This is a genomic window from Caballeronia sp. LZ024, from assembly GCF_031451455.1.
Taxonomy (GTDB): Bacteria; Pseudomonadota; Gammaproteobacteria; order Burkholderiales; family Burkholderiaceae; genus Caballeronia; species Caballeronia telluris.
Genome location: NZ_JARUXL010000001.1, coordinates 958,228 through 979,295, shown reverse-complemented (window position 1 = coordinate 979,295; position 21,068 = coordinate 958,228). Strand labels below are relative to the sequence as shown.

The following is a 21,068-nucleotide window of genomic DNA, read 5'->3' as shown; positions in this document are numbered from 1 at the left end:
AGGCTGCGCGCCGGTCGTGGTCGTTGGTTGGCGATCGTGGCGGGCTATCGTGCACCTGCCCGCCGACTCGCCAGCAAATCCCGCGCCGCATCGTTATCGAAGATCCGGATGCGGCTTTCCGCCGGCGCCTACGAAGGCGACACCAGCTTGAAATCCACCGGCGAACCGATATCGAGGCGCTTCGGGTCCGACGCGAGTTCGCCCGTCTGCGGATCGCGTCGGAAGAAATAGACGCTGTCGCTTTCCTGATTGCCGACGATGAGCCAGCGCCCGCCCGGATCGATCGTGAATTCGCGCGGCGTCTTGCCGAGCGTCGACGTGCGTCCGGTGAGCTTCAGATGGCCGCTCGCCGGATCGACGGCGAACGTGACGAGTTCGTTCGCGTCGCCGCGATTGGTCGCGTAGAGAAAACGCCCGTCCGGCGAGAAGTGGATCGCGCCGCCGCCGATCTTGCCCTTGAAGCCCGGCGCGGTCATCGGCAGGCTCTGGACCTGCGTGAGCTTGCCGTCGCGATAGTCGAAGACGATGACCGATGCGTTCATCTCCGTCGTCAGGTAGGCGTGCTTGCCGCTCGGGTCGAAGATCAGGTGGCGCGGACCGGCGCCGGGCTTGATCGTCGTGTAGCGCGTGTCGGTCGGGCCGAGCAGGCCGCGGCTGCCGTCGGGCGTGTAGCGATACGAGTAGACCTTGTCGGCGCCGAGATCCTGCGCGAAGAGATAGCGTCCGTCGGGCGAAAAGACCGTCGAGTGGACGTGCGAGTTGTCCTGCCGGCCCTTCACCGGCCCGCCGCCTTCGTGATGCACCGTCAGCACCGACTTGCCGACCTGGCCGTCCGCCTGCAGCGGGAAAACGGCGAAGCTGCCGCCCGGATTCGCCGCGACGGAGTAGTTGGCCGTCAGCAGATACTGCCCGTCGGGCGAGATCGCGAGATAGCAGGGATCGTTGCCGTCCGCCGAGACCTTGTCGAGAAACGTGAGCTGGCCGCTTTGCGCGTCGAAACGAAACGCGCTCACGCTGCCGCGCTGCGAGGCCGGGCCGTTGTCGCCGGGCAGTTCGTTGACCGCGTAGACAAAGCGCCGGTCGCGGCTCACGACGAGATACGACGGGTTCACCGCCTGCGCCGACGAGATGCGCGTGAGTTCGCCGCTCTTGGTATCGAAACGATAGACGTAGATGCCTTCGCTCTTGCCGCTGCCGGTGTAGGTGCCGATCAGGAGATCGTAGACGCCGTCGGCCGAGACCGATGCGCTCGCGGACGAAGCCGGTGACGTCTGCGCCACGGCGGCTGACGCCGAAAGGGCCTGCGCTGCGAGAATCGAAACGATCGTCGCGAAACCTTTTGCCCATGCAACGGGCCTAACTGCGATGCCAGCCGATGAGCGCGAGGTCCTGGTACGCGGTTCATCGATGGTGGTCGACGGCGGAACGGAATACATGTGACCTCCTGATCGTTTGTTTTGCGGCTTGTTCTCAGATTTTTCAGGTTATGTTGTCGCTGTCGGCGAGCGCCGCGGTACGCCGCAACCGTATCACCGATCAGCGGCGCGGGTTCCGCTGCCAGCAATCCGCCAACCCGACCTCACTTCAGCCAAAGCAGTCATACCAACAAAGGAATCGCGATGAACATCCACGTCAGCCTGGGCCCGCTCGTTTCACTCATCGCCGGCATTCTCATCCTGATCATGCCGCGGCTGCTCAACTTCATCGTCGCGATCTACCTGATCGTGATCGGCCTCATCGGGTTGTTCGGGCTCGGCGCGTCGCATTTCTGAGCGCGCCGGAGTCGCGCACGCCCTCACGCGCGTCCTGCCTCTGACGCCGATTCGGCGGCCGGGTTCCGCGTGTAAGGAAGCGTCAGGGGAATGTCGGGCGGACGCCGGCGTGCGCGTCAGGAGCGAAAGCGCGGACGAGCAGAACCCGCGCGGCGCCTTTCGGCGTCGCGCGGGATCTGTATGCGTCGTCGTGCGATGAAACGTGAGGCGGCGCCGCAATCAGCCGTTCGCGAGCTGATCGAGCCGCAGGCGTCCCTGCAGCGAAAGGCAGCCGACAGCAATGCCGCCGACGTCATAGGTATAGCGCGTGAAGCATCCGCGCTCGGTCAGAAAGGCCGCCGCCGTTTGCATGGCGTTACGGGAAAGACCCAGATTCGTGTAATCGAGCGGAAGCAGCGGGTCGGCGTCGGAGACGCGGCTCGCTGCGGAAAGTATCGCGATGCAGTCGGATTTCGACGGGTTGAGCATGGCTTTCTGTTCCTCGAAAACGGTACGCTGAAGACGGATTGTCCAAACGACGATTTGAAGACCAGCGATGCGCCGCCAGGAATTTTCGATGCTTCGAAAAGGCATGCGCATGAAAAGCGGTAGGTGACGCGGTATATGAAGCGGCCCGGAGCGCGCGAAAAGCTAAAAAGCGTGCGGGAGGCGAGCAGAAAGCGCGCGCGCAAAACGTCCTTGCCAATCTTCATTCTAAAGTGCTGTCCAATTATTTTCCAAGCACTTGTGCGTCAGATTCGTGACGCTTCGTCACGCACGGTTCGCGCGGGTTTGCAGCCGACTCCGAACTATTGCGGCAGAATGCGGCTCGAAAGGCGTTTCATGCGCGTCGGCTCGCTTCGCCGGCGCGTCGAACAATCCGTGGCGCCGCGCTTTGTCTGCGTATCGCCGCAAGAAGAAGAGAGCTCGTACCGCCATGCCCGCACCGATTGAAGACTACGCCATGGTCGGCGACGGCCACACGGCCGCCCTGATTTCCCGCAACGGTTCGGTCGACTGGCTCTGCTGGCCGCGTTTCGATTCCGGCGCCTGCTTCGCCGCGCTCCTCGGCACCGCCGAACACGGCCGCTGGCTGATCGCGCCGGACCTGCCGCCCGATGCGCCCCAGCCCGTCATCAAGCGCCGTTATCGTGGCGACACGCTGATCCTCGAAACCGATTTCGACACGCCCGAAGGCGCCGTGACGATCGTCGATTTCATGCCGTCGAGAAACGGGCATTCGGAACTCGTGCGGATCGTGATCGGCCGGCGCGGCGTCGTGCCGATGAAAACCGAACTCGTCCTGCGCTTCGACTACGGTTCGTCGGTGCCGTGGGTGAGCCGCCTCACGCATGAGAGCGGGATCAAGGCGATCGCCGGCCCGGATCTCGCGGTGCTGCGCACGCCCGTGGACCTCGTCGGCGAAAACATGAAGACCGTCGCACGCTTTACCGTCGCGAAAGGCGAGCGCGTGCCGTTCTCGCTTTGTTATTCGCAATCGCATCTGCGGCTGCCGCCCGCGCACGATCCGAACACGCAGCTCGCGCGCACCGAAAACCACTGGCGCGAATGGTCGGCGCAAAGCGACTTGAAAGGCAAATGGGCGGGCGCGATCCGCCGCTCGCTGATCACACTGAAGGCGCTCGCGTATGAACCGACCGGCGGCATCGTCGCCGCGCCGACGACCTCGCTGCCCGAGCAGCTCGGCGGCACGCGCAACTGGGACTATCGCTATTGCTGGCTGCGCGACGCGACCATCACGCTGCTCGCGATGATGCGCGGCGGCTACTACGACGAAGCCCGCGCGTGGCGCGCGTGGCTCGGCCGCGTGATGGCGGGCTCGCCCGAGCAGGTGCAGATCATGTACGGCATCGCGGGCGAGCGGCGTCTGCCGGAATGGATCGTCGACTGGCTGCCGGGCTACGAGGGCGCGGCGCCCGTGCGCATCGGCAACGGCGCGGTCAACCAGTTGCAACTCGACGTCTACGGCGAAGTGATGAACGCGCTGCATCTCGCGCGCGTCGGCGGCCTGCAGAGCGACGAAACCGCCTGGTCGATCCAGTGTGCGATGCTCAAGCACCTCGAAACCGTCTGGCAGCAACCCGACGAAGGCATCTGGGAAGTGCGCGGCGGAAGCCAGCACTTCACGTTCTCGAAGGTAATGGCGTGGGTCGCGTACGACCGCGCGATCAAGTCGGCGGAAATGTTCGATCTGCCCGGCCCGCTCGACCACTGGCGCGCGTTGCGCTCGCAGATTCACGCGGATGTCTGCGACAAAAGCTGGAACGCATCGATGAACTCGTTCGTGCAGGCCTACCACGGCGACGCCCTCGACGCGAGCCTGCTCTTGATTCCGCTGCTCGGTTTTCTGCCGCCGGATGATCCGCGTGTGGTCGGTACCGTACACGCGATCGAAACCGATCTCACCCATGATGGGCTGGTCAAGCGCTACCACACGACCGAAGTCGACGACGGCCTGCCGCCCGGTGAAGGCACGTTTCTAGCTTGTAGCTTCTGGCTGGTCGACAATCTGGCGCTGCAGGGCCGCTTCGACGAAGCGCACGCGATGTTCGAGCGGCTCGTCGGGCTGTCGAACGACGTGGGACTTTTATCGGAGGAATACGACACGGTGGCGAAACGCCTTGTCGGTAATTTCCCACAGGCGTTTTCCCATGTTGCGCTCGTTCACACCGGCATGAATCTCATGCGCCATGAACAGGAAATCGCCCGCGCGACCGGTCAGCCAGCCGGTCAGCACGATCGACCGGCTGAATCCGGCGAATCGGCGCCCGAATCGGCCCCATCTCCGGAAAGCAGACTGTAAGACTAACCACAGGAAAGGGAAATCGCCAGTTGTGGAATGATTTGTTGCATTGCACAATGACAATGGCTTAGTTGATAATGCGGAATAAATTCCGACCGGCGTATAGTTGAAGACGCGAATGAAGTCAATGTTTCCGATTTCACACGTCTTCAGTTGCACTGCCGATAACCAGGAGTCACGTTGGACCTGTAGTTTGTTGGTTACCGCTGCATCATTGACTGCCGTAAGAGGCTAATCGCCGGGCGCATACCGCGATGAGCGGGTAACACGGGCGTCACCGGTTTTACACGGGGCAAACATGCTCTATCAATTTCACGAATTCCAGCGAGCCATGCTGTATCCCCTGACGGCATGGGCTCAAGCCGCATCGAAGTCGTTTCTCAATCCGGCCAGTCCGCTAGCGTATGTGCCGGGCGCGAGTCGCTTGTCCGCCGGCTACGAACTGCTTTACCGGCTAGGCAAGGACTACGAGAAACCCGAGTTCGACATCCATCAGATCGAGAAGGATGGCCACAAGATTCCGATCGTCGAGCAGACGGTCGTCGAGAAGCCGTTTTGCCGCCTGCTGCGCTTCAAGCGCTACGCCGACGACAGCATGGCCGTGAACAGCATGAAGGACGAACCCGTCGTGCTCGTCTGCGCACCGCTTTCCGGCCACCATTCGACGCTCCTGCGCGACACGGTCAAGACGCTGCTGCAGGATCACAAGGTCTACATCACCGACTGGATCGACGCGCGCATGGTGCCGTTCGAGGACGGCGCGTTCCATCTCGACGATTACGTCGAGTACATCCAGGAATTCATTCGGCACATCGGCGCGAAGGATCTGCACGTGATTTCGGTGTGTCAGCCCACCGTGCCGGTGCTCGCCGCCATTTCGCTGATGGCGTCGCGCGGCGAAGACACGCCGCGCACGATGACGATGATGGGCGGTCCGATCGACGCGCGCCGCAGCCCGACATCGGTGAATTCGCTGGCGAACGAGCACTCCTACGAGTGGTTCGAGAACAACGTGATTTACACGGTACCGGCAAATTATCCAGGGGTCGGACGCAAGGTTTATCCGGGTTTCCTGCAGCATGCCGGGTTTGTCGCGATGAATCCGGAGCGCCACCTGACGGCGCACTGGGACTTTTACCAGAACCTTATTCGCGGCGACGACGACGATGCCGAGCAACATCGCCGTTTCTACGACGAATACAACGCCGTGCTCGACATGGCCGCCGAGTATTACCTTGAAACAATCCGCATCGTGTTCCAGGAATTCCGCCTGGCGGAAGGCACGTGGGATGTGAACGGCGAGCTCGTGCGTCCGCAGGACATCAAGACGACGGCGCTTTTCACGATCGAAGGCGAACTCGACGACATCTCCGGCTGCGGCCAGACGCGTGCCGCGCACGACCTGTGCACAGGCATCCCGGCGAAAAACAAGAAGCACTTCACCGCCGAAAAAGCCGGTCACTACGGCATTTTCTCGGGACGCCGCTGGCGGACGATGGTGTACCCGCAGTTGCGCGAGTTCATTCTCGAACACGACAAGGCGCCGAAACGCGAGGCGGTACCCGCGTAATTGCTCAAGGCCTGTGTAAGACAAACGCCGCGCTCTTCCCAGCGCGGCGTTTGTTTTTTGAGCCTGCGAGCGCCTTAGCGCCGCATCAGATACGCGAGCAAAAGCTCCGTGTTCATCTTCACGACCTCATCGCGCTGTTCCTGCTGACTGAAGTCGAGGCCTAAAGTCGCTTCGAGCGTGAAGCGGTTGGACACGATGTAATAGCCGAGACCTGAGAGCGTCACGTAGAACTTGAGCGGATCGACGTCGCTCCTGAACAGGCCGGCCTTTGCGCCGCGTTCAAGAATGCCCGCGAGCGTTGCGACAAGCGGCGAGATCAATTCGCGGATGCGCGTCGACCCCTTGATATATCTCGCTTCGTGCAGGTTTTCGTTGTTGATCAGGCGCAGCAGTTCCGGGTGATCGCGATAATAATCCCAGACGAAATGCGCGAGCCGCGTCATGGCTTCGACGGGTGCGATGCCGTCGAGGTCGAGCGAGCGCTCCGTATCGACGAGCGCGCCGAACGCATGTTCAAGCACGGCCGTGAACAGTTGCTCCTTGCTGCCGAAGTAGTAATAGAGCATCCGCTCGTTGGTTTCGGCGCGGCGGGCTATCTGATCGACGCGTGCGCCGAACAGACCTCCGGCTGCGAACTCGTCCGCGGCTGCCAGCAATATGCGGCGGCGGGTGCCTTCAGGATCTCTTTTGATTTTCGGCTGATTCATGGTGGCATGATTCGAGAGCCGCGTTATCCGAATAGCGTCACGCGGCCCGTGTCGAGGGAGACATGACGTGAACGGGCGCGCCAAGGTTATTGGGGAACACCGTCCTGCGGTCAATCGGAAAAGCGCTTCGATTATGCGCACATCGATTGCTTATTGGCAATTGGGATTGAAAGGGAATTGGTAGATAATGGCGCCTTTAGCCCGAGCGCGGGAGCAAGAGCCCGCGCCGCTCCCCGCAGTGTCAACACGAACGCGAAGCTTGCACGCCGATGCAAGTCGATACGCGTCGATCGCGGCAATGCATGTCGATGCCCTTTTGTTCCAGATGCGCCCATGCGCCCATGCGCCCGCGCGCCTGGCGACCGCCCCAACGTGAACGTGAACGTAACCGCCCGAGAGACGCTCGCAGACCGCATCGAGGATCTGCTGCCCCAGACGCAATGCACCAAGTGCGGGTATCCCGCGTGCCGCCCGTATGCCGAAGCCATCGCGGCGGGCGATGCGGGCTATAACCAGTGCCCGCCGGGCGGAATCGAAGGCGTCGCGCGGCTCGCGCACCTGCTCGGCAAGCCCGTGATCGCGCTGAACCCGGAGAACGGCGTCGAGCGGCCGCGGCCGCTTGCCGTGATCGACGAGAATGTGTGCATCGGCTGCACGCTGTGCATGCAGGCATGTCCCGTCGATGCGATCGTCGGCGCGGCGAAGCAAATGCACACGGTCATCGAGGCGCTCTGTACCGGTTGCGACCTGTGCGTGCCGCCCTGCCCCGTCGACTGCATCGCGATGATTCCGGTCACCCTCGATGCAACCGGCTGGGATGCCTGGACGCAGGATCAGGCCGACGCCGCGCGCGAGCGTCACGACCGGCGCCTCGCGCGTCAGGCGCGTGAGCGCGAGGTAGCCGTTGCGCGCGCCGCCGCGCGGCAGGCGCAACGGCATGCCGAGCGCCCCGCATCGCACGTGTCAGGCGATGCGCAGACAGCGCCGGCCGCCGCGCCCGCCGTCGCCGACGATGCTGAAGCCAAAAAACGCGCGATTATCCAGGCCGCGCTCGAGCGCGCGCGCAAGAAGAAAGAAGAGCTCGCAAGGCTCGGCGCCGGGCCGAAGAATACCGAGCGCGTGAGCGCCGACGTGCAGGCGCAGATCGAGGCCGCCGAAGAACGCCGGCGGCGCCTCGGTCTCGCGCACGGCAGCGAGAAGAACGAATCCGACCACTGACCGGGCGTGCGATGAACGCGAACAAGCGCCGTGCCATCTTCGAGACGCTCAGGAGCCTCAACCCACACCCGACGACCGAACTGGAATACAGTTCGCCGTTCGAACTGCTGATCGCGGTTCTCTTGTCCGCGCAAGCCACCGACGTCTCCGTGAACAAGGCGATGCGCCGGATGTTCCCCGTCGCGAACACGCCGGCGAAGGTGCTCGCGCTCGGCGAGGAGGGCGTCGCCGACTACATTCGCACGATCGGCCTCTATCGCACGAAGGCGAAGAACGTGATCGCGACGTGCCGCATTCTCATCGACCAGTACGGCGGCGACGTGCCCGACGACCGCGAAGCGCTCGAATCGCTGCCGGGCGTCGGCCGCAAGACCGCGAACGTGATACTCAACACGGCGTTCGGCCATCCGACGATCGCCGTCGACACGCATATCTTCCGCGTCGCGAACCGCACGGGACTCGCGCCCGGCAAGGACGTGCGCGCGGTCGAAACGGCGCTCGAAAAGTTCGTGCCGAAGGAGTATTTGCACGACGCCCACCACTGGCTGATCCTGCACGGCCGCTATGTCTGCAAGGCGCGCACGCCCGAATGCTGGCATTGCGCGATCGAACCGCTGTGTGAATTCCGTCCGAAGACGCCCGCGCCGGTGCTCTGAGCGAAGACCCGCGCCGCGCCTTAAAATGGCGGCCTGAAACCTTAAAAGCCCTGCCGCATGTTCAATCCCAGCCGCGACGAAGTCCGTCAATTCTTCACCGAGACCTGGCGCAAACAGCGCGCGGGCGAAATCCTGACGCCGCTGGAAAGCATCGCCGCCGACTGGATCGTCGAGCATCCCGAATACCAGCAGGAACTCGCCGATCCCGACGCGAGCCAGGCCGACTATTCGCCCGAACGCGGCCAGACGAATCCGTTCCTGCATCTGTCGATGCATCTCGCGATCAGCGAACAGTTGTCGATCGACCAGCCGCCGGGCATCCGGCGCGCGCACGAAAAACTCATCGCGCGGCTCGGCTCGACGCACGACGCGCAGCACGCGATCATGGAATGCCTCGGCCAGATCATCTGGGATGCGCAGCGCACCGGCACGCCGCCCGACACGGACGCCTACCTCGCGCTGATCGAGCGGCGAGCTTCGCGCGACTGAGGTTCACACGCAGGCGGCGTAAACGACGACACCCCGCGATGCGGGGTGTCGTCGTTTGAAGCCGGGGAAAGACGCGCTTACTTCTTCAGCACGAGGCTGCCGTTCAGCGATTCTATGTAGGCCGCGAGGTCCTTCAGGTCGCTTTGCGACAGGTTCTGCACCTGTGCGGCCATGATCGCGTTGCTGCGGCCGAAGTTCGGATTGCCGTTGCCCGTCTGGTACTGACGCAGCGCCCAGTAGATATAGGTCGCATGCTGGCCCGCGAGCTTCGGATATTCGCCGCTCACCGGCTGATTGAGGTTCGGGCCGTGGCAGGCCGCGCAATTGTGGCTGTCGGACAGCGCCTTGCCGTTGGCGGCATCGGCGGCGTGCGCCGCGTTCATCGATGCAATGCCGAAGAGCGCCGCCGCGCACGCTGCCTTGAACACTGCCTGAAGTGCCTTGAATGGCTTCATGAATTCTCCTATCCCGCGAAATTGGATTGCCGAGTGACTGGCGCCTGAGGTGCGCGGATCACTTGTCGGGATTGTTCTTCGAAGAGGGGGTTTGCGCGGCGTAATACGCGGCGATGTCGGCGATGTCCTGATCGGTCAGCGTCGTGGCGATGGCGCGCATGGTGTCGAAGTGACGGTCGCCCTTCTTGTACGCATGCAGCGCGTTCTCGATGTACTTGGCGTTCTGGCCGCCCAGCATCGGAACGTTGTAGACCTCGGGATACGCCGTGCGGTAGCCCGGAATGCCGTGGCAACCGATGCACATCGCCACCTTGCCCTCGGCCGCCTTCGCGTTGCCGACGACATCGGCCGATGCCTGGGTCGCGAAGCCGGCGAGGCCCGACAGCGCTGCGATCACGGCACATTTGCCGATGAATTTGTTCATAGCTTCTCTAACCTAGCATGAGGGGAAATTCGACGCGCCCGCCGCCCGACCCGAGGCCCACGACCCACGCCGAGTTCATCACAACCTTCTCGGGACTGTTCTTTGTTTCCAGGCCTTGATCTAGACCAAAAAAATCGCGCTAATTGTACCGCGCGACCTACCCCCCGTCCACAGAACGGGCGTACACGCGTGCTCGACCCACCGCCCGCGGCGGCGCACCGAAAGCGGCTCGCGAGCGCTCCCGACGGCGGCTCACAGGATAAGCGGCGGCGGTCAATGGCAACACCCCATCTGACTTATACTGGGTTTTTTCTTCCACCGGACTCTTTGCCATGCGTTTCGAAGGCTCATCGCAATACGTCGCCACCGACGACCTCAAGCTCGCGGTCAACGCCGCGATGACGCTTCAGCGCCCGCTGCTCATCAAGGGCGAGCCCGGAACCGGCAAGACGATGCTCGCCGAGGAAGTGGCGGCCGCGCTCGGCATGCCGCTTTTGCAATGGCATATCAAGTCGACGACGAAAGCGCAGCAGGGCCTCTACGAATACGACGCGGTCTCGCGTCTGCGCGACTCGCAACTCGGCGACGAGCGCGTGAAGGATATCCGCAACTACATCGTGAAGGGCGTGCTGTGGCAGGCGTTCGAGGCCGAGGAGCAGTGCGTGCTGCTGATCGACGAGATCGACAAGGCCGACATCGAATTCCCGAACGACCTGCTGCGCGAACTCGACCGCATGGAGTTCTACGTCTACGAGACGCATCAGCTCGTGAAGGCGTTGCACCGGCCGCTCGTCATCATCACGTCGAACAACGAGAAGGAGTTGCCCGACGCGTTCCTGCGCCGCTGCTTCTTCCACTACATCAAGTTCCCCGAAGCGACGACGATGAAAGAGATCGTCGAGGTGCATTTTCCGGGCATCAAGCAGGAGCTGCTCGCCGCCGCGATGCAAAGCTTCTTCGAACTGCGCAACGTGTCGGGGCTGAAAAAGAAGCCGTCGACCTCCGAACTGCTCGACTGGCTCAAGCTTTTGCTTGCCGAAGACATCCCGCCCGAAGCACTACGCTCGACCGACCAGAAGCAGGTCGTGCCGCCGCTGCACGGCGCGCTGCTGAAGAACGAACAGGATCTGCATCTCTTCGAGCGGCTCCTGTACATGAACCGCAATAATCGCTGAGCGCCTTCCTTTACTTTCTGAGAGAGTTTGAAAGCATGAGCCGCTGGATCGAACCCGTCACGCTGTCCGGAGAACACGTCAAGCTCGCTCCGATGTCCGTCGAGCACGAAGAGGCGCTTGCCGCCGCTGCCGCCGACGGCGAGCTGTGGAAGCTGTGGTACACGAGCGTGCCCGAGCCTGCGAAGACGCGCGCCTGGATCGACGCCGCGCTCGCGATGCGTGACACGCAAGGCGCGCATCCGTTCGCCGTGATCGACGCGAAGACGGGCGATGTCGTCGGATCGACGCGCTACTTCAATGTCGACGAAACGAACCGCCGGCTCGAAATCGGCCATACGTGGTACGCGAAACGCGTGCAGCGCACGGCGCTCAACACCGAAGCCAAGCTGCTCCTGCTCACGCACGCGTTCGAGAAGCTGAACGCGATCGCCGTCGAATTCCGGACACATTTCATGAACCATCAGTCGCGCGCCGCCATCGCGCGGCTCGGCGCGAAACAGGACGGCATCCTGCGCAATCACCAGGTCGGCAGAGACGGCGTGTTTCGCGATACCGTCGTGTTCTCGATCATCCAGTCGGAATGGCCCGCCGTGCGCACGCACCTCAAGTACCGGCTCGAAGGCTAACCCGTGAGGTTCACGCCATGCTGATCGACTTCTTCTACTCGTTGCGCGGCGCGAAGCTGCCGGTGTCGGTGAAGGAATACCTGACGCTGCTCGAAGCGCTGAAGGCGCAGGTGATCGCGCCGTCGCTCGACGAGTTCTATTTCCTCGCGCGCATGACGCTCGTGAAGGACGAGAAGTATTTCGACAAGTTCGATCAGGCGTTCGGCGCGTACTTCCACGGCGTGACGAAGATCGACGAAACCGCGTTCGACGTGCCGCTCGACTGGCTGAAGAAGCGTCTCGAGCGCGACTTCACGCCGGAGGAGAAGAAGAAGATCGAGGCGCTCGGCGGCCTCGACAAGCTGATGGAGCGCCTGAAGGAGCTGTTCGAGGAGCAACAGGAGCGCCACGAAGGCGGCACCAAGTGGATCGGCACGGGCGGCACGTCGCCGTTCGGGCACGGCGGCTACAACCCCGAAGGCATCCGCATCGGCGGAGAAACGTCGGGGAACCGCACGGCCGTGAAAGTGTGGGACGAACGCGCGTATCGCGACTACGACGATCAGGTCGAGATCGGCACGCGCAACATCAAGATCGCGCTCCGGCGCCTGCGCCGCTTCGCGCGCGAAGGCGCGGCCGAGGAACTCGACCTGCCCGACACGATCCGCAGCACCGCCGCGAACGCCGGCTGGCTCGACCTGAAGATGGTGCCCGAGCGGCACAACAACGTGAAGGTGCTGATGCTGCTCGATGTCGGCGGCTCGATGGACGATCACATCAAGCGCGTCGAGGAACTGTTCTCGGCGGCGAAGGCCGAGTTCAAGCATCTGGAGTTCTTCTATTTCCACAACTGCGTCTACGACTATTTGTGGAAGAACAACCGCCGGCGTCACGGCGAGCGCACGCCGACCTTCGACGTGCTGCACAAGTTCACAGCGGACTACAAGCTGATCTTCGTCGGCGACGCGACGATGAGCCCCTACGAAGTGCTGCAGCCGGGCGGATCGGTGGAATACAACAACGCGGAAGCCGGCGCGGTGTGGCTGAGGCGTCTCGCGGACCAGTTCCCGCGTCACGCGTGGCTCAACCCCGAGCCGGAGCGGCTCTGGGAATACCGCCAGTCGATTTCGGTGATCCGGCAGGTGCTCGGCAACCGGATGTACGGCCTCACCATGGCCGGCCTCGAAGCCGCGATGCGAGCGCTGTCGAAGTAAGCCGGACGTTGCCCGCACGCGCGGCGAGCGCGTAACATCGCGCTTTCGCCGCTTCGCATCGATCCCGACGCATGAATCCGCCGCCGAACGCCCCTGCCCTCGCGCCGCAGCCGCTGCGCCCTTTCTCCGATAGTTCGCTCTCCGCGTTCGTCGCCGGTTTCGTCGCGATGATGACGGGCTACACCAGTTCGCTCGTACTGATGTTCCAGGCGGGCCGCGCCGCGCACCTCACCGACGCACAGATTTCCTCCTGGATCTGGGCGCTTTCGATCGGCATGGCGCTCTGCACGATCGGCCTGTCGCTGCGGTTTCGCGCGCCCATCGTGATCGCATGGTCGACGCCCGGCGCGGCGCTGCTCGTCACGTCGCTGCCGAACGTCGCGTATTCGGAGGCGATCGGCGCCTTCGTCGTCTGCGCGGTGCTGCTGACGGTCGTCGGTTTTTCCGGCCTCTTCGACACGCTGATGAAAAAGATTCCCGCCGGCATCGCCTCGGCGCTGCTCGCGGGCATCCTGTTCGAGATCGGCATCGAGATTTTCCGCGCGGCGCAGTTCCAGACGGCGCTCGTCCTCGCGATGTTCTTCACCTACTTGCTCGCGAAACGCCTCGCGCCGCGCTACGCGATTCCCGCGACGCTCGTCGCCGGCATCTCGGTCGCGGGCGCGCTCGGACTGCTCGATTTCAGCCGCTTTCACGTCGCACTCGCGCATCCCGTCTTGACGATGCCGTCCTTTTCGCTCGCGGCCACGATCAGCGTCGGAATCCCGCTCTTCGTCGTCGCGATGGCGTCACAGAACGTGCCGGGCGTCGCCGTACTGCGCGCCGACGGTTATTCGACGCCCGCCGCCCCGCTGATTGCGACGACCGGTCTCGCGTCGCTCGTGCTCGCGCCATTCGGCTCGCACGGCGTGAATCTCGCGGCGATCACGGCGGCGATCTGCACCGGCCCCGAAGCCCACGAGGACCGTGGCCGGCGTTACATGGCGGCGGTCTGGTGCGGCATTTTCTATCTGTTCGCGGGCATTTTCGGCGCGACGATCGCCGCGCTGTTCGCGGCGTTTCCGAAGGCGCTGGTCGTCTCGGTGGCCGCCCTCGCGCTCTTCGGCTCGATCATGAGCGGCCTTGCCAACGCGATGCACGACGCGCGCCAGCGGGAAGCAGCGCTCGTCACGTTCATGGTGACGGCCTCGGGCCTGACGCTGGCGTCGATCGGCCCGGCGTTCTGGGGGCTAGTCGCGGGCGTCGTCACGCAGGTCGTGCTGAATGCGCGGCGCTGATTTCCCGCGCACCGCACCTGCGAAACGCCCGAAATCCTGTTCCGCCCCGAAATCTTCACACGTTGAACGCATGCTGCGAGCATGGGTCGAACGGCCGTGCTCCGCGGGGGTCGCTGCGCGAACGGTGCGCGCGGGTCTAAAATGAGTGAGGAAAGGTGACAGAAGGACACCGAGGGGCGAGCCGCCGGCCCGGCAGGGCGCGGGCGGCATCGCAGATGATGTTCAACGCGGAACACGCTGAACGCGCGCAAGCTGCGCGGGCGTCCGCAACTTTGACAAGGCGCTAGCGCCGACGACCCGATATGACTACCGCTCTCGACCAGCTCAAGCAATACACCACCGTCGTCGCCGATACGGGCGACTTCCAGCAACTCGAACAGTTCAAGCCACAAGACGCGACGACCAACCCGTCGCTGATCCTGAAGGCCGTGCAGAAGGACGACTACAAGCCGCTGCTCGAGAAGACCGTCAAGGAACACGCGGGCAAGCCGGTCGGCCAGATCATCGACCGCCTGCTGATCGCGTTCGGCACGGAAATCCTCAAGATCATCCCGGGCCGCGTGTCGACCGAAGTCGATGCGCGTCTCTCGTTCGACACGAAGGCGTCGATCGACAAGGGCCACGAACTCATCAAGCTCTACGAAGACGCCGGCATCAAGCGCGAGCGCGTGCTGATCAAGCTCGCCTCGACCTGGGAAGGCGTGCGCGCGGCGGAAGTGCTGCAGAAGGAAGGCATCAACTGCAACATGACGCTGCTATTCGCCCCCGCGCAGGCGGCCGCCGCCGCCGAGGCCGGCGCGAAGCTGATTTCGCCGTTCGTCGGCCGCATCTACGACTGGTACAAGAAGTCGGCGGGCGCCGAATGGGACGAGGTGAAAAACGGCGGCGCGAACGATCCGGGCGTGCAGTCGGTGCGCACCATCTACGCGTACTACAAGAAGTTCGGCTACCACACAGAAGTGATGGGCGCGAGCTTCCGCACGGTCAGCCAGATCACCGAACTCGCCGGCTGCGACCTGCTCACCATCAGTCCCGACCTCTTGAAGAAGCTCGCCGACAGCAACGACAAGATCGAGCGCAAGCTCTCGCCGGAAGCGGTGAAGAACGATCAGATCGAAAAGATCGCCGTCGATGAACCGAGCTTCCGCTTCGCCGTCAACGACGACGCAATGGCGACCGAAAAGCTCGCGGAAGGCATCCGCACCTTCGCCGCCGATGCGATCAAGCTCGAAAAGGTGATCGCGGCGCTGCAATAAGGCTGCGCGGGGCGTCTCGCCCTGCTGCCTTTGATAAACGGGCCCCGATGCGTCGCCGCATCGGGGCCCGTTTTGCGATTCGGCCATGCGCGGTGGCCCGGCGCAGACGCTCAGCGGAAAAACGGCTGCGCGCCTTCAATATTCCAGTGCCGCTCGATCTCGATCAGCCGCAGGCGCAGACGGTTCACCTGTTCCGCGAGCCGTATCGCGAGCCAGTGCATGCCGTGCGCGTCCGGGTCCGGATGCGCGGCATCCATGCCGGGTTTCACGTCCAGCGTGTAGGCGGCGGCGTGCAGCAGCCCGACGCGGCCGAAACGCAACGCTCGCGCCATCAGCAGCAAGGTCTGCCGTACCGCGCGCTCTTCCGCCGTGCAGGCGGCTTTCTCGTCGGGTGCCATGTGCGCGTCGAGCGGACCCGAACTCGCCAGCATTTCCAGCGCCGCGAGGATCGACCGGTGCAGGCGCTGGATTTCATCGAGCGCCGCCGCGGGCACGTCGATTTCCTTCGCCACCGATTCCATCAGCGAGCGCGACTGCACGAGGCGCCGGCTCATCACGAGAAAGCGCTGCGTGAGTTCGTCGGGGTCGATCGGCCTGCCTTCGATGATCGAGGCGTAGAGGCGCGCGCATTCGCGCATGTTGTCCGCGAGCCGGTAGCGCCACGAGTACGTCGCGTAGAGCGGCAGCACGAACGAAAAACCGAGCGCGATCACGATGCCGATCAGCACGTTCGCCGTGCGCCACAGGCCGACGTCGATCGGCAAGTCGCCGTGGCCCGCGACGATCACCATTGTGATCGCGGTCAGGAGCGCGACATAGCCCGCCTTGCCGATCGCGTAGTACGCGCACGCGCCCGCGATGGCCGACATCAGCAGGAAGGTCAACATGAGCGACCCCAACACGCTCTGCACGATGATGAGCGTGAGGCCGAAGCTCGCGCCGAGTAGCGTGCCGAGCGCGCGTTCGGCCGCTTTCTTGCGGATATTGCCGTGATGCTGAAGCCCGCCGATCACGACGAGCAGCGTCACCGACGCCCACACGCCATGCGGAATGTCGATGCCCGACGTCAGCGCGATCGACGCCAGCATCGCGAGCGAGACGCGCAGCGCGTGCAGCAGCTTCGCGTGCCGGTAGCGGAAATAAGGCGACGCCAGCACGTGCAGCATGCGCCTTGCGTGGCTGCGGCGGGACGTGGGCGTGTCGAGTGAGGGCATGGCGTCGATGAGGTCGGGCCTGGGTGTGTCGTCGATTCTAAGGCCGCCCAAAGCAAAACGCCCGCAACTTCCGTTGCGGGCGTTTTGCACATCGATCAGCGTGGCGACGGCCGATCAGCCTTCGACGACATCGAGGTAATCCTCGGGCCGCGTGCGATCGTCCGAGCGCTTGAGGCCAAGCAAGCGCACGAGCACGCTCACGACGATCGACACCACCAGATTCACGATCAGCGCCCACACGGCGGCGTAGCCCGGGATGGTGTAGCCGAAGAGATGGATCGGATAGATCGAGCCCGCGAGCTTGAGCGACACCGCCATCCACGTTCCGACACCGATGCCGACCGCCCAGCCGAGCAACAGGCCGCGATGGTCGAGCACGCGCGTATAGAGGCCGAGCACGAGCGCGGGCAGCGTCTGGATAATCCAGATCCCGCCGAGCAGTTGCAGCTGGATCGCGTAGGTGAGCGGCAGCGCGAGAATGAATACGACCGCGCCGACCTTCACCAGCAGCGACACCATCTTCGCGACGTTGGTTTCCTGCTCCGGCGTCATGCTGCGGTTCACGAACTCGCGATGCACGTTGCGCGTGTAGAGGTTCGCCGCCGCGATCGACATGATTGCCGCCGGCACCAGCGCGCCGATGCCGATCGCCGCGAACGCCACGCCGACGAACCACGACGGGAAGTAGTGCAGGAAGAGCGCCGGCACCGCAAAATTCGAGCCATACGCCTTGAAGTACGGCGCGAATTCCGGCATGTCGCGCACGCCCGAGGCGAGCGCCATGTAGCCGAGCAGCGCGAGCAGGCCGAGCACCAGCGAGTACGCCGGCAAGAGCGCCATGTTGCGGCGGATCGTGTTGCCGGAGTTCGACGACAGAATCGCCGTCACCGAGTGCGGATACAGGAAGAGCGCGAGCGCCGAGCCCACCGCGAGCGTCGCGTAGGCGCTGTAGCCGTTCAGGCTCGCGGCATCGGGCGCCTTCAGCAGGAGCTTCGCCGGTTCGACCGCGCCGAAGATGTGCCCGAAGCCGCCGAGTTGCGCCGGAATCACGATCATCGCCGCGATGATCGTCACGTAGATCAGCACGTCCTTCACGACCGCGATCATCGCCGGCGCGCGCAGGCCCGAGGTGTACGTGTACGCCGCGAGAATCGCGAACGCGATGATGAGCGGCAGGTCGCCCACGAAGCCCTTGGTATCGAAGCCGAGCGCGCCGATCACCACTTCGATGCCGACCAGTTGCAGCGCGATGTACGGCATCGTCGCGACGATGCCCGTCACGGCGACCGCGAGCGCGAGCATGCGGCTGTTGTAGCGCGCATGGACGAAGTCGGCGGCGGTGACGTAGCCGTGGCGCTTCGCGATGCTCCAGAGCTTCGGGAACACGACGAAGGCAAACGGATAGATCAGGATCGTGTACGGCAGCGCGAAGAAACCGGTCGCGCCAGCGCCGAACACGAGCGCGGGCACGGCGATGAAGGTGTACGCGGTATAGAGGTCGCCGCCGAGCAGGAACCAGGTGACGATCGTGCCGAAGCGCCGGCCGCCAAGGCCCCATTCGTCGAGTTGCGCGAGATCGCCCTTGCGCCAGTGTGCGGCGACGAAACCGAGAATCGTCACGCCGACGAAAAACAGGACGAAGACAAAAGTTGCGGTGGAATTCATCATCGCGCGGTCCCCTTGCCCTTCGTGCCGATGGCTTTGGTCTTTTTATAGACGACGGCGGTGATGACCGCGCTGATCAGTACCCACAGCAACTGGTACCAGTAGAAAAACGGAAAGCCCCAGAGTACCGGTTCGAGCTTGTTGTAGAACGGCACCCAGACGACGCCGATCCACGGCAGGATCAGGAGCCACAGCCAATGTTTGTTGCGGGGTTGCCCCGTGCCAGTCGCAGCTTCGTGAGCCATGACGGTCTCCTCTGTCGACCCGAGTCGGCGTTTGCGCGCCTTCCTCGGGTCCCATGCAAGATGGTCGTTGTTCTTTGAATGGGCTCGCCGCGCGCCGGTCGCCGGGTAGAGACGGAGCGCGCGGAAAAGCATCTCGAAAATAACACGAGGAGTATATGGACGCCTAAAACAGGGTCAAGCAGGGCGAACCCGAGGGATTCGACTGATGTGAAAGTGTTCCGTAGTCAGGCGCGCGACGGCGGCGCGCCTGGGTGCGCGGCTTCGGCGCTCAAATGACGAAGCGTTCCGGCGCGCTTTCGCCCGTGCGCTCATGCTCGCTGATCGCGAGCGCCCGGACCCACTCGCGCGCGGGCAGCTTCAATTCCTTTTCGATCAGCTTCGCCCGCTTTTCGAGCGCCGCGAATGGCAGCTCGAGCGCGGGACCCGAAAATGCGAGCGCGACGCGATTGCCGTCGTGCACTTCGGGCAGCGCGATCACGCGGCCGTCGAACGCCTCCGACAGGCGCTTCATGTTGCGCACGAAGCTCGGATGATCGCCGAACAGGTTGATTGTCGCGATTCCGGCTTCCGGCGTCAGGCACGTGCGGCAGGCGCGATAGAACGACACGCTGTCGAGCACGGGACCGCGCGCCGTCGCGTCGTAGATGTCGATCTGCAGCGCCCCGATCGTGCCGTGATTCGCGCGATCGTTTACGAACTCCCACGCGTCCTGTTCGTTGACGGTGAGACGCGCGTCGTCGGAGGGCAGTTCGAACATCGTGCGCGCGGCGATCACGACCGCCGGGTTCAGTTCGACCGCCTCGACCTTCGCGCGCTTCAGAAACGCGTGGCAGAACTTCGTCAGCGCCGCCGCGCCGAGGCCGAGTTGCACGATGCGCTTCGGCGTCTCGATGAAGAGCAGCCACGACATCATCTGCTGCGCGTATTCGAGTTCGATGTGATTCGGCTTCGTCAGGCGCATCGCGCCCTGAACCCATTCGGTGCCGAAATGCAGGAAGCGCACGCCGCCCTCTTCCGAAAACGTCACGGGCGCGAAGCGCGGCTTGCGCGGCGTTTCGATGCGCGGGGCGTCGTCGAGGTCGTCTTCGCGCTCGCGCTTCGAGCGTTTGGAATGCTTGTCGTCGCGATCTTTGCCGCTGAACGCGCGCGCTTCGGCGGACGCGCGCTTGATGAGTTTCGTCATGTCGTGAGGATCTCGCGCCAGAAGCGCAATTTTTGGTCGAACGAGAGAATAGCATTCGCCGGACTCGACGACGGCAGCACGAGCGTCTCGTAACCCGCCGCTTGGATCAGCGGCTCGAAGCGGCCCGAGGTCTTGCCATTGAAGCAGACTTTCCTCAGAAGCGGCGCATGCACGCGAAACGACGCGAAGTCGTTCGGGTTCGCGTGCCGGATCGCGGCATCGAGGCTGCCTTCGCGCTCGCAGGCGGCGAGCACGTCCCACAGACCGATGCCGTGTGCCAATAGGCGCGCGACCCGCTCATCGTATGGAAGTTCGTGCAGCGCCTCGCCCGTGACCGCGCCGACGAGCCGCCAGAACTGGTTGCGCGGATGCGCGTAATACTGCGTCGCCGCGAGCGACGCGACGCCGGGAAAGCTGCCGAGAATCAGCGTGTGGGTCGCTTCGTCGGCGATCGGCGGGAAGCCCTGGAGCATCACTTCGCCTCGGCGCGCGCGGGACGCTTCACATGCGAAACCAGATGCTCGAGCGGCCGCGAATGTTCGCGATGCGATTCGTGCAATGAAGACGACAAGCGCGACCACAGCGCCGGCAACATGCATTCGGTGACCATGAGCGGCGCGCGGTATCGCTCAAACACGGAGCGGCGCGCGACGAGCGCGTGCACGGCGGCTTCGTCGAACAACCCGCGCGCGAGCCGGTACGGCGGATGCCGCGCAGTCACCCTGCGGCTCACGAGCGCCGAACGCGCGACGCTGCTGTCGCTATAGAGAAGTTCGGCGAGCGGACGCGTGCGCAGCGAACGCATCGCCTGCCAGACGCCCGCGCTCCCGGCGAGCGGCACGATGCTGTGCGCCGCGACGAACGGCACGCCGTCCACGTTCAGCACGACTTCGCGCACCCAGCACGGCGTGCGCGGTCCGATGCGCAGCGCGCGCGACTCGTCGGCGAATGGCACGTCGACGGCTTCTCGCGTAACCGTCACGCTCACCGCCCCGAGCGTGCGCAGATGCGCGGTGAGCGAGCCGCCGCGCGTCGACCAGTCTTTCTGATCGCGGGTGAAGGTGGCACGCGGTGCGACGCGCCAGTGGGCATCGGCGGGATCGTGGGGAATCGGCATGGCGGTGATTATAAAACCGTCAT

22 protein-coding genes are annotated in these 21,068 nt (G+C 64.0%); 11 read left to right on the top strand and 11 right to left on the bottom strand.

Features of this window, described 5'->3' with window-relative positions:
* Positions 1-128: 128 nt before the first annotated feature.
* Positions 129-1,367 carry a lactonase family protein gene (locus tag QCE48_RS04420; protein ID WP_404983319.1) on the bottom strand — a complete coding sequence of 413 codons (1,239 nt, stop codon included), beginning with the start codon at positions 1,365-1,367 and terminating at the stop codon, positions 129-131.
* Positions 1,368-1,619: 252 nt separating this feature from the next.
* On the opposite strand from QCE48_RS04420, the gene QCE48_RS04415 reads away from it, so the two are divergent.
* Entirely contained in the window at positions 1,620-1,772 is a 153-nt protein-coding gene (locus QCE48_RS04415) for a DUF3096 domain-containing protein (protein WP_087135003.1), read from the top strand.
* Positions 1,773-1,991: 219 nt separating this feature from the next.
* Here QCE48_RS04415 and QCE48_RS04410 read toward each other — a convergent pair whose 3' ends face one another.
* A complete protein-coding gene (locus QCE48_RS04410; RefSeq protein ID WP_087629107.1) occupies positions 1,992-2,240 on the bottom strand; it encodes a hypothetical protein in 249 nt (82 codons plus the stop codon).
* A 448-nt stretch (positions 2,241-2,688) separates the two neighbouring features.
* On the opposite strand from QCE48_RS04410, the gene QCE48_RS04405 reads away from it, so the two are divergent.
* Together QCE48_RS04405 and QCE48_RS04400 are read left to right on the top strand one after the other, a co-directional pair.
* Positions 2,689-4,575, top strand: a complete 1,887-nt coding sequence (locus QCE48_RS04405) for a glycoside hydrolase family 15 protein (RefSeq protein ID WP_309785912.1) — start codon at positions 2,689-2,691, stop codon at positions 4,573-4,575.
* Between the two features lie 298 nt (positions 4,576-4,873).
* Positions 4,874-6,145: a polyhydroxyalkanoate depolymerase gene (locus tag QCE48_RS04400; protein WP_309785913.1), complete on the top strand. Its 1,272-nt coding sequence runs from the start codon at positions 4,874-4,876 to the stop codon at positions 6,143-6,145.
* Between the two features lie 74 nt (positions 6,146-6,219).
* On the opposite strand, the gene QCE48_RS04395 is transcribed toward QCE48_RS04400, so the two are convergent.
* A complete protein-coding gene (locus QCE48_RS04395) occupies positions 6,220-6,852 on the bottom strand; it encodes a TetR/AcrR family transcriptional regulator (protein WP_309785914.1) in 633 nt (210 codons plus the stop codon).
* A gap of 333 nt (positions 6,853-7,185) precedes the next feature.
* On the opposite strand from QCE48_RS04395, the gene rsxB reads away from it, so the two are divergent.
* The 3 genes from rsxB to QCE48_RS04380 are packed head-to-tail and all read left to right on the top strand — an operon-like array spanning position 7,186 to position 9,215.
* Positions 7,186-8,070 (top strand): electron transport complex subunit RsxB, encoded by an 885-nt coding sequence (rsxB, locus tag QCE48_RS04390; protein WP_404982783.1) that lies wholly within the window; start codon positions 7,186-7,188, stop codon positions 8,068-8,070.
* Between the two features lie 11 nt (positions 8,071-8,081).
* Entirely contained in the window at positions 8,082-8,726 is a 645-nt protein-coding gene (gene nth, locus QCE48_RS04385) for an endonuclease III (RefSeq protein WP_309785915.1), read from the top strand.
* A 57-nt stretch (positions 8,727-8,783) separates the two neighbouring features.
* Positions 8,784-9,215, top strand: coding sequence for a DUF1841 family protein (locus QCE48_RS04380; protein WP_309785916.1), 432 nt, complete (start codon positions 8,784-8,786; stop codon positions 9,213-9,215).
* A 77-nt stretch (positions 9,216-9,292) separates the two neighbouring features.
* On the opposite strand, the gene QCE48_RS04375 is transcribed toward QCE48_RS04380, so the two are convergent.
* Both QCE48_RS04375 and QCE48_RS04370 read right to left on the bottom strand, forming a co-directional pair.
* Positions 9,293-9,670, bottom strand: coding sequence for a c-type cytochrome (locus QCE48_RS04375; RefSeq protein WP_309785917.1), 378 nt, complete (start codon positions 9,668-9,670; stop codon positions 9,293-9,295).
* A gap of 58 nt (positions 9,671-9,728) precedes the next feature.
* Positions 9,729-10,094, bottom strand: coding sequence for a c-type cytochrome (locus QCE48_RS04370; protein ID WP_062636767.1), 366 nt, complete (start codon positions 10,092-10,094; stop codon positions 9,729-9,731).
* A gap of 332 nt (positions 10,095-10,426) precedes the next feature.
* Between QCE48_RS04370 and QCE48_RS04365 the strand changes: the two genes are divergently transcribed.
* From QCE48_RS04365 to tal, 5 genes are all read left to right on the top strand, one after another.
* On the top strand, positions 10,427-11,269 hold the full coding sequence (locus QCE48_RS04365; RefSeq protein ID WP_309785918.1) for a MoxR family ATPase: 843 nt from the start codon (positions 10,427-10,429) through the stop codon (positions 11,267-11,269).
* A 35-nt stretch (positions 11,270-11,304) separates the two neighbouring features.
* Entirely contained in the window at positions 11,305-11,895 is a 591-nt protein-coding gene (locus QCE48_RS04360; protein ID WP_309785919.1) for a GNAT family protein, read from the top strand.
* Between the two features lie 17 nt (positions 11,896-11,912).
* Positions 11,913-13,088 carry a VWA domain-containing protein gene (locus tag QCE48_RS04355; RefSeq protein WP_309785920.1) on the top strand — a complete coding sequence of 392 codons (1,176 nt, stop codon included), beginning with the start codon at positions 11,913-11,915 and terminating at the stop codon, positions 13,086-13,088.
* Between the two features lie 71 nt (positions 13,089-13,159).
* A complete protein-coding gene (locus tag QCE48_RS04350) occupies positions 13,160-14,365 on the top strand; it encodes a benzoate/H(+) symporter BenE family transporter (RefSeq protein WP_309785921.1) in 1,206 nt (401 codons plus the stop codon).
* A 302-nt stretch (positions 14,366-14,667) separates the two neighbouring features.
* Positions 14,668-15,621: a transaldolase gene (tal, locus tag QCE48_RS04345; RefSeq protein ID WP_309785922.1), complete on the top strand. Its 954-nt coding sequence runs from the start codon at positions 14,668-14,670 to the stop codon at positions 15,619-15,621.
* Positions 15,622-15,731: 110 nt separating this feature from the next.
* Here tal and QCE48_RS04340 read toward each other — a convergent pair whose 3' ends face one another.
* From QCE48_RS04340 to QCE48_RS04315, 6 genes are all read right to left on the bottom strand, one after another.
* A complete protein-coding gene (locus QCE48_RS04340; protein WP_309785923.1) occupies positions 15,732-16,835 on the bottom strand; it encodes an FUSC family protein in 1,104 nt (367 codons plus the stop codon).
* A gap of 114 nt (positions 16,836-16,949) precedes the next feature.
* Entirely contained in the window at positions 16,950-18,500 is a 1,551-nt protein-coding gene (gene mctP / locus QCE48_RS04335; protein ID WP_309788269.1) for a monocarboxylate uptake permease MctP, read from the bottom strand.
* Positions 18,500-18,745 (bottom strand): DUF3311 domain-containing protein, encoded by a 246-nt coding sequence (locus QCE48_RS04330; protein ID WP_062636783.1) that lies wholly within the window; start codon positions 18,743-18,745, stop codon positions 18,500-18,502. Before QCE48_RS04330 ends, mctP begins: the two co-directional genes overlap by 1 nt.
* Positions 18,746-19,013: 268 nt before the next feature.
* Positions 19,014-19,928, bottom strand: coding sequence for a spermidine synthase (locus QCE48_RS04325; protein ID WP_309785924.1), 915 nt, complete (start codon positions 19,926-19,928; stop codon positions 19,014-19,016).
* Positions 19,925-20,401: a DNA-deoxyinosine glycosylase gene (locus QCE48_RS04320; protein ID WP_309785925.1), complete on the bottom strand. Its 477-nt coding sequence runs from the start codon at positions 20,399-20,401 to the stop codon at positions 19,925-19,927. Before QCE48_RS04320 ends, QCE48_RS04325 begins: the two co-directional genes overlap by 4 nt.
* Positions 20,401-21,045 (bottom strand): chorismate lyase, encoded by a 645-nt coding sequence (locus QCE48_RS04315; protein WP_309785926.1) that lies wholly within the window; start codon positions 21,043-21,045, stop codon positions 20,401-20,403. Before QCE48_RS04315 ends, QCE48_RS04320 begins: the two co-directional genes overlap by 1 nt.
* Positions 21,046-21,068: the final 23 nt, after the last annotated feature.

Excerpts from the sequence above, each read along its gene's own strand:
- QCE48_RS04415 (WP_087135003.1), top strand. The coding sequence starts at position 1,620 with ATGAACATCCACGTCAGCCTGGGCCCGCTCGTTTCACTCATCGCCGGC.
- QCE48_RS04410 (WP_087629107.1), bottom strand. The coding sequence starts at position 2,240 with ATGCTCAACCCGTCGAAATCCGACTGCATCGCGATACTTTCCGCAGCG.
- QCE48_RS04405 (WP_309785912.1), top strand. The coding sequence starts at position 2,689 with ATGCCCGCACCGATTGAAGACTACGCCATGGTCGGCGACGGCCACACG.
- QCE48_RS04400 (WP_309785913.1), top strand. The coding sequence starts at position 4,874 with ATGCTCTATCAATTTCACGAATTCCAGCGAGCCATGCTGTATCCCCTG.
- QCE48_RS04395 (WP_309785914.1), bottom strand. The coding sequence starts at position 6,852 with ATGAATCAGCCGAAAATCAAAAGAGATCCTGAAGGCACCCGCCGCCGC.
- rsxB (WP_404982783.1), top strand. The coding sequence starts at position 7,186 with ATGCGCCCATGCGCCCGCGCGCCTGGCGACCGCCCCAACGTGAACGTG.
- nth (WP_309785915.1), top strand. The coding sequence starts at position 8,082 with ATGAACGCGAACAAGCGCCGTGCCATCTTCGAGACGCTCAGGAGCCTC.
- QCE48_RS04380 (WP_309785916.1), top strand. The coding sequence starts at position 8,784 with ATGTTCAATCCCAGCCGCGACGAAGTCCGTCAATTCTTCACCGAGACC.
- QCE48_RS04375 (WP_309785917.1), bottom strand. The coding sequence starts at position 9,670 with ATGAAGCCATTCAAGGCACTTCAGGCAGTGTTCAAGGCAGCGTGCGCG.
- QCE48_RS04370 (WP_062636767.1), bottom strand. The coding sequence starts at position 10,094 with ATGAACAAATTCATCGGCAAATGTGCCGTGATCGCAGCGCTGTCGGGC.
- QCE48_RS04365 (WP_309785918.1), top strand. The coding sequence starts at position 10,427 with ATGCGTTTCGAAGGCTCATCGCAATACGTCGCCACCGACGACCTCAAG.
- QCE48_RS04360 (WP_309785919.1), top strand. The coding sequence starts at position 11,305 with ATGAGCCGCTGGATCGAACCCGTCACGCTGTCCGGAGAACACGTCAAG.
- QCE48_RS04355 (WP_309785920.1), top strand. The coding sequence starts at position 11,913 with ATGCTGATCGACTTCTTCTACTCGTTGCGCGGCGCGAAGCTGCCGGTG.
- QCE48_RS04350 (WP_309785921.1), top strand. The coding sequence starts at position 13,160 with ATGAATCCGCCGCCGAACGCCCCTGCCCTCGCGCCGCAGCCGCTGCGC.
- tal (WP_309785922.1), top strand. The coding sequence starts at position 14,668 with ATGACTACCGCTCTCGACCAGCTCAAGCAATACACCACCGTCGTCGCC.
- QCE48_RS04340 (WP_309785923.1), bottom strand. The coding sequence starts at position 16,835 with ATGCCCTCACTCGACACGCCCACGTCCCGCCGCAGCCACGCAAGGCGC.
- mctP (WP_309788269.1), bottom strand. The coding sequence starts at position 18,500 with ATGAATTCCACCGCAACTTTTGTCTTCGTCCTGTTTTTCGTCGGCGTG.
- QCE48_RS04330 (WP_062636783.1), bottom strand. The coding sequence starts at position 18,745 with ATGGCTCACGAAGCTGCGACTGGCACGGGGCAACCCCGCAACAAACAT.
- QCE48_RS04325 (WP_309785924.1), bottom strand. The coding sequence starts at position 19,928 with ATGACGAAACTCATCAAGCGCGCGTCCGCCGAAGCGCGCGCGTTCAGC.
- QCE48_RS04320 (WP_309785925.1), bottom strand. The coding sequence starts at position 20,401 with ATGCTCCAGGGCTTCCCGCCGATCGCCGACGAAGCGACCCACACGCTG.
- QCE48_RS04315 (WP_309785926.1), bottom strand. The coding sequence starts at position 21,045 with ATGCCGATTCCCCACGATCCCGCCGATGCCCACTGGCGCGTCGCACCG.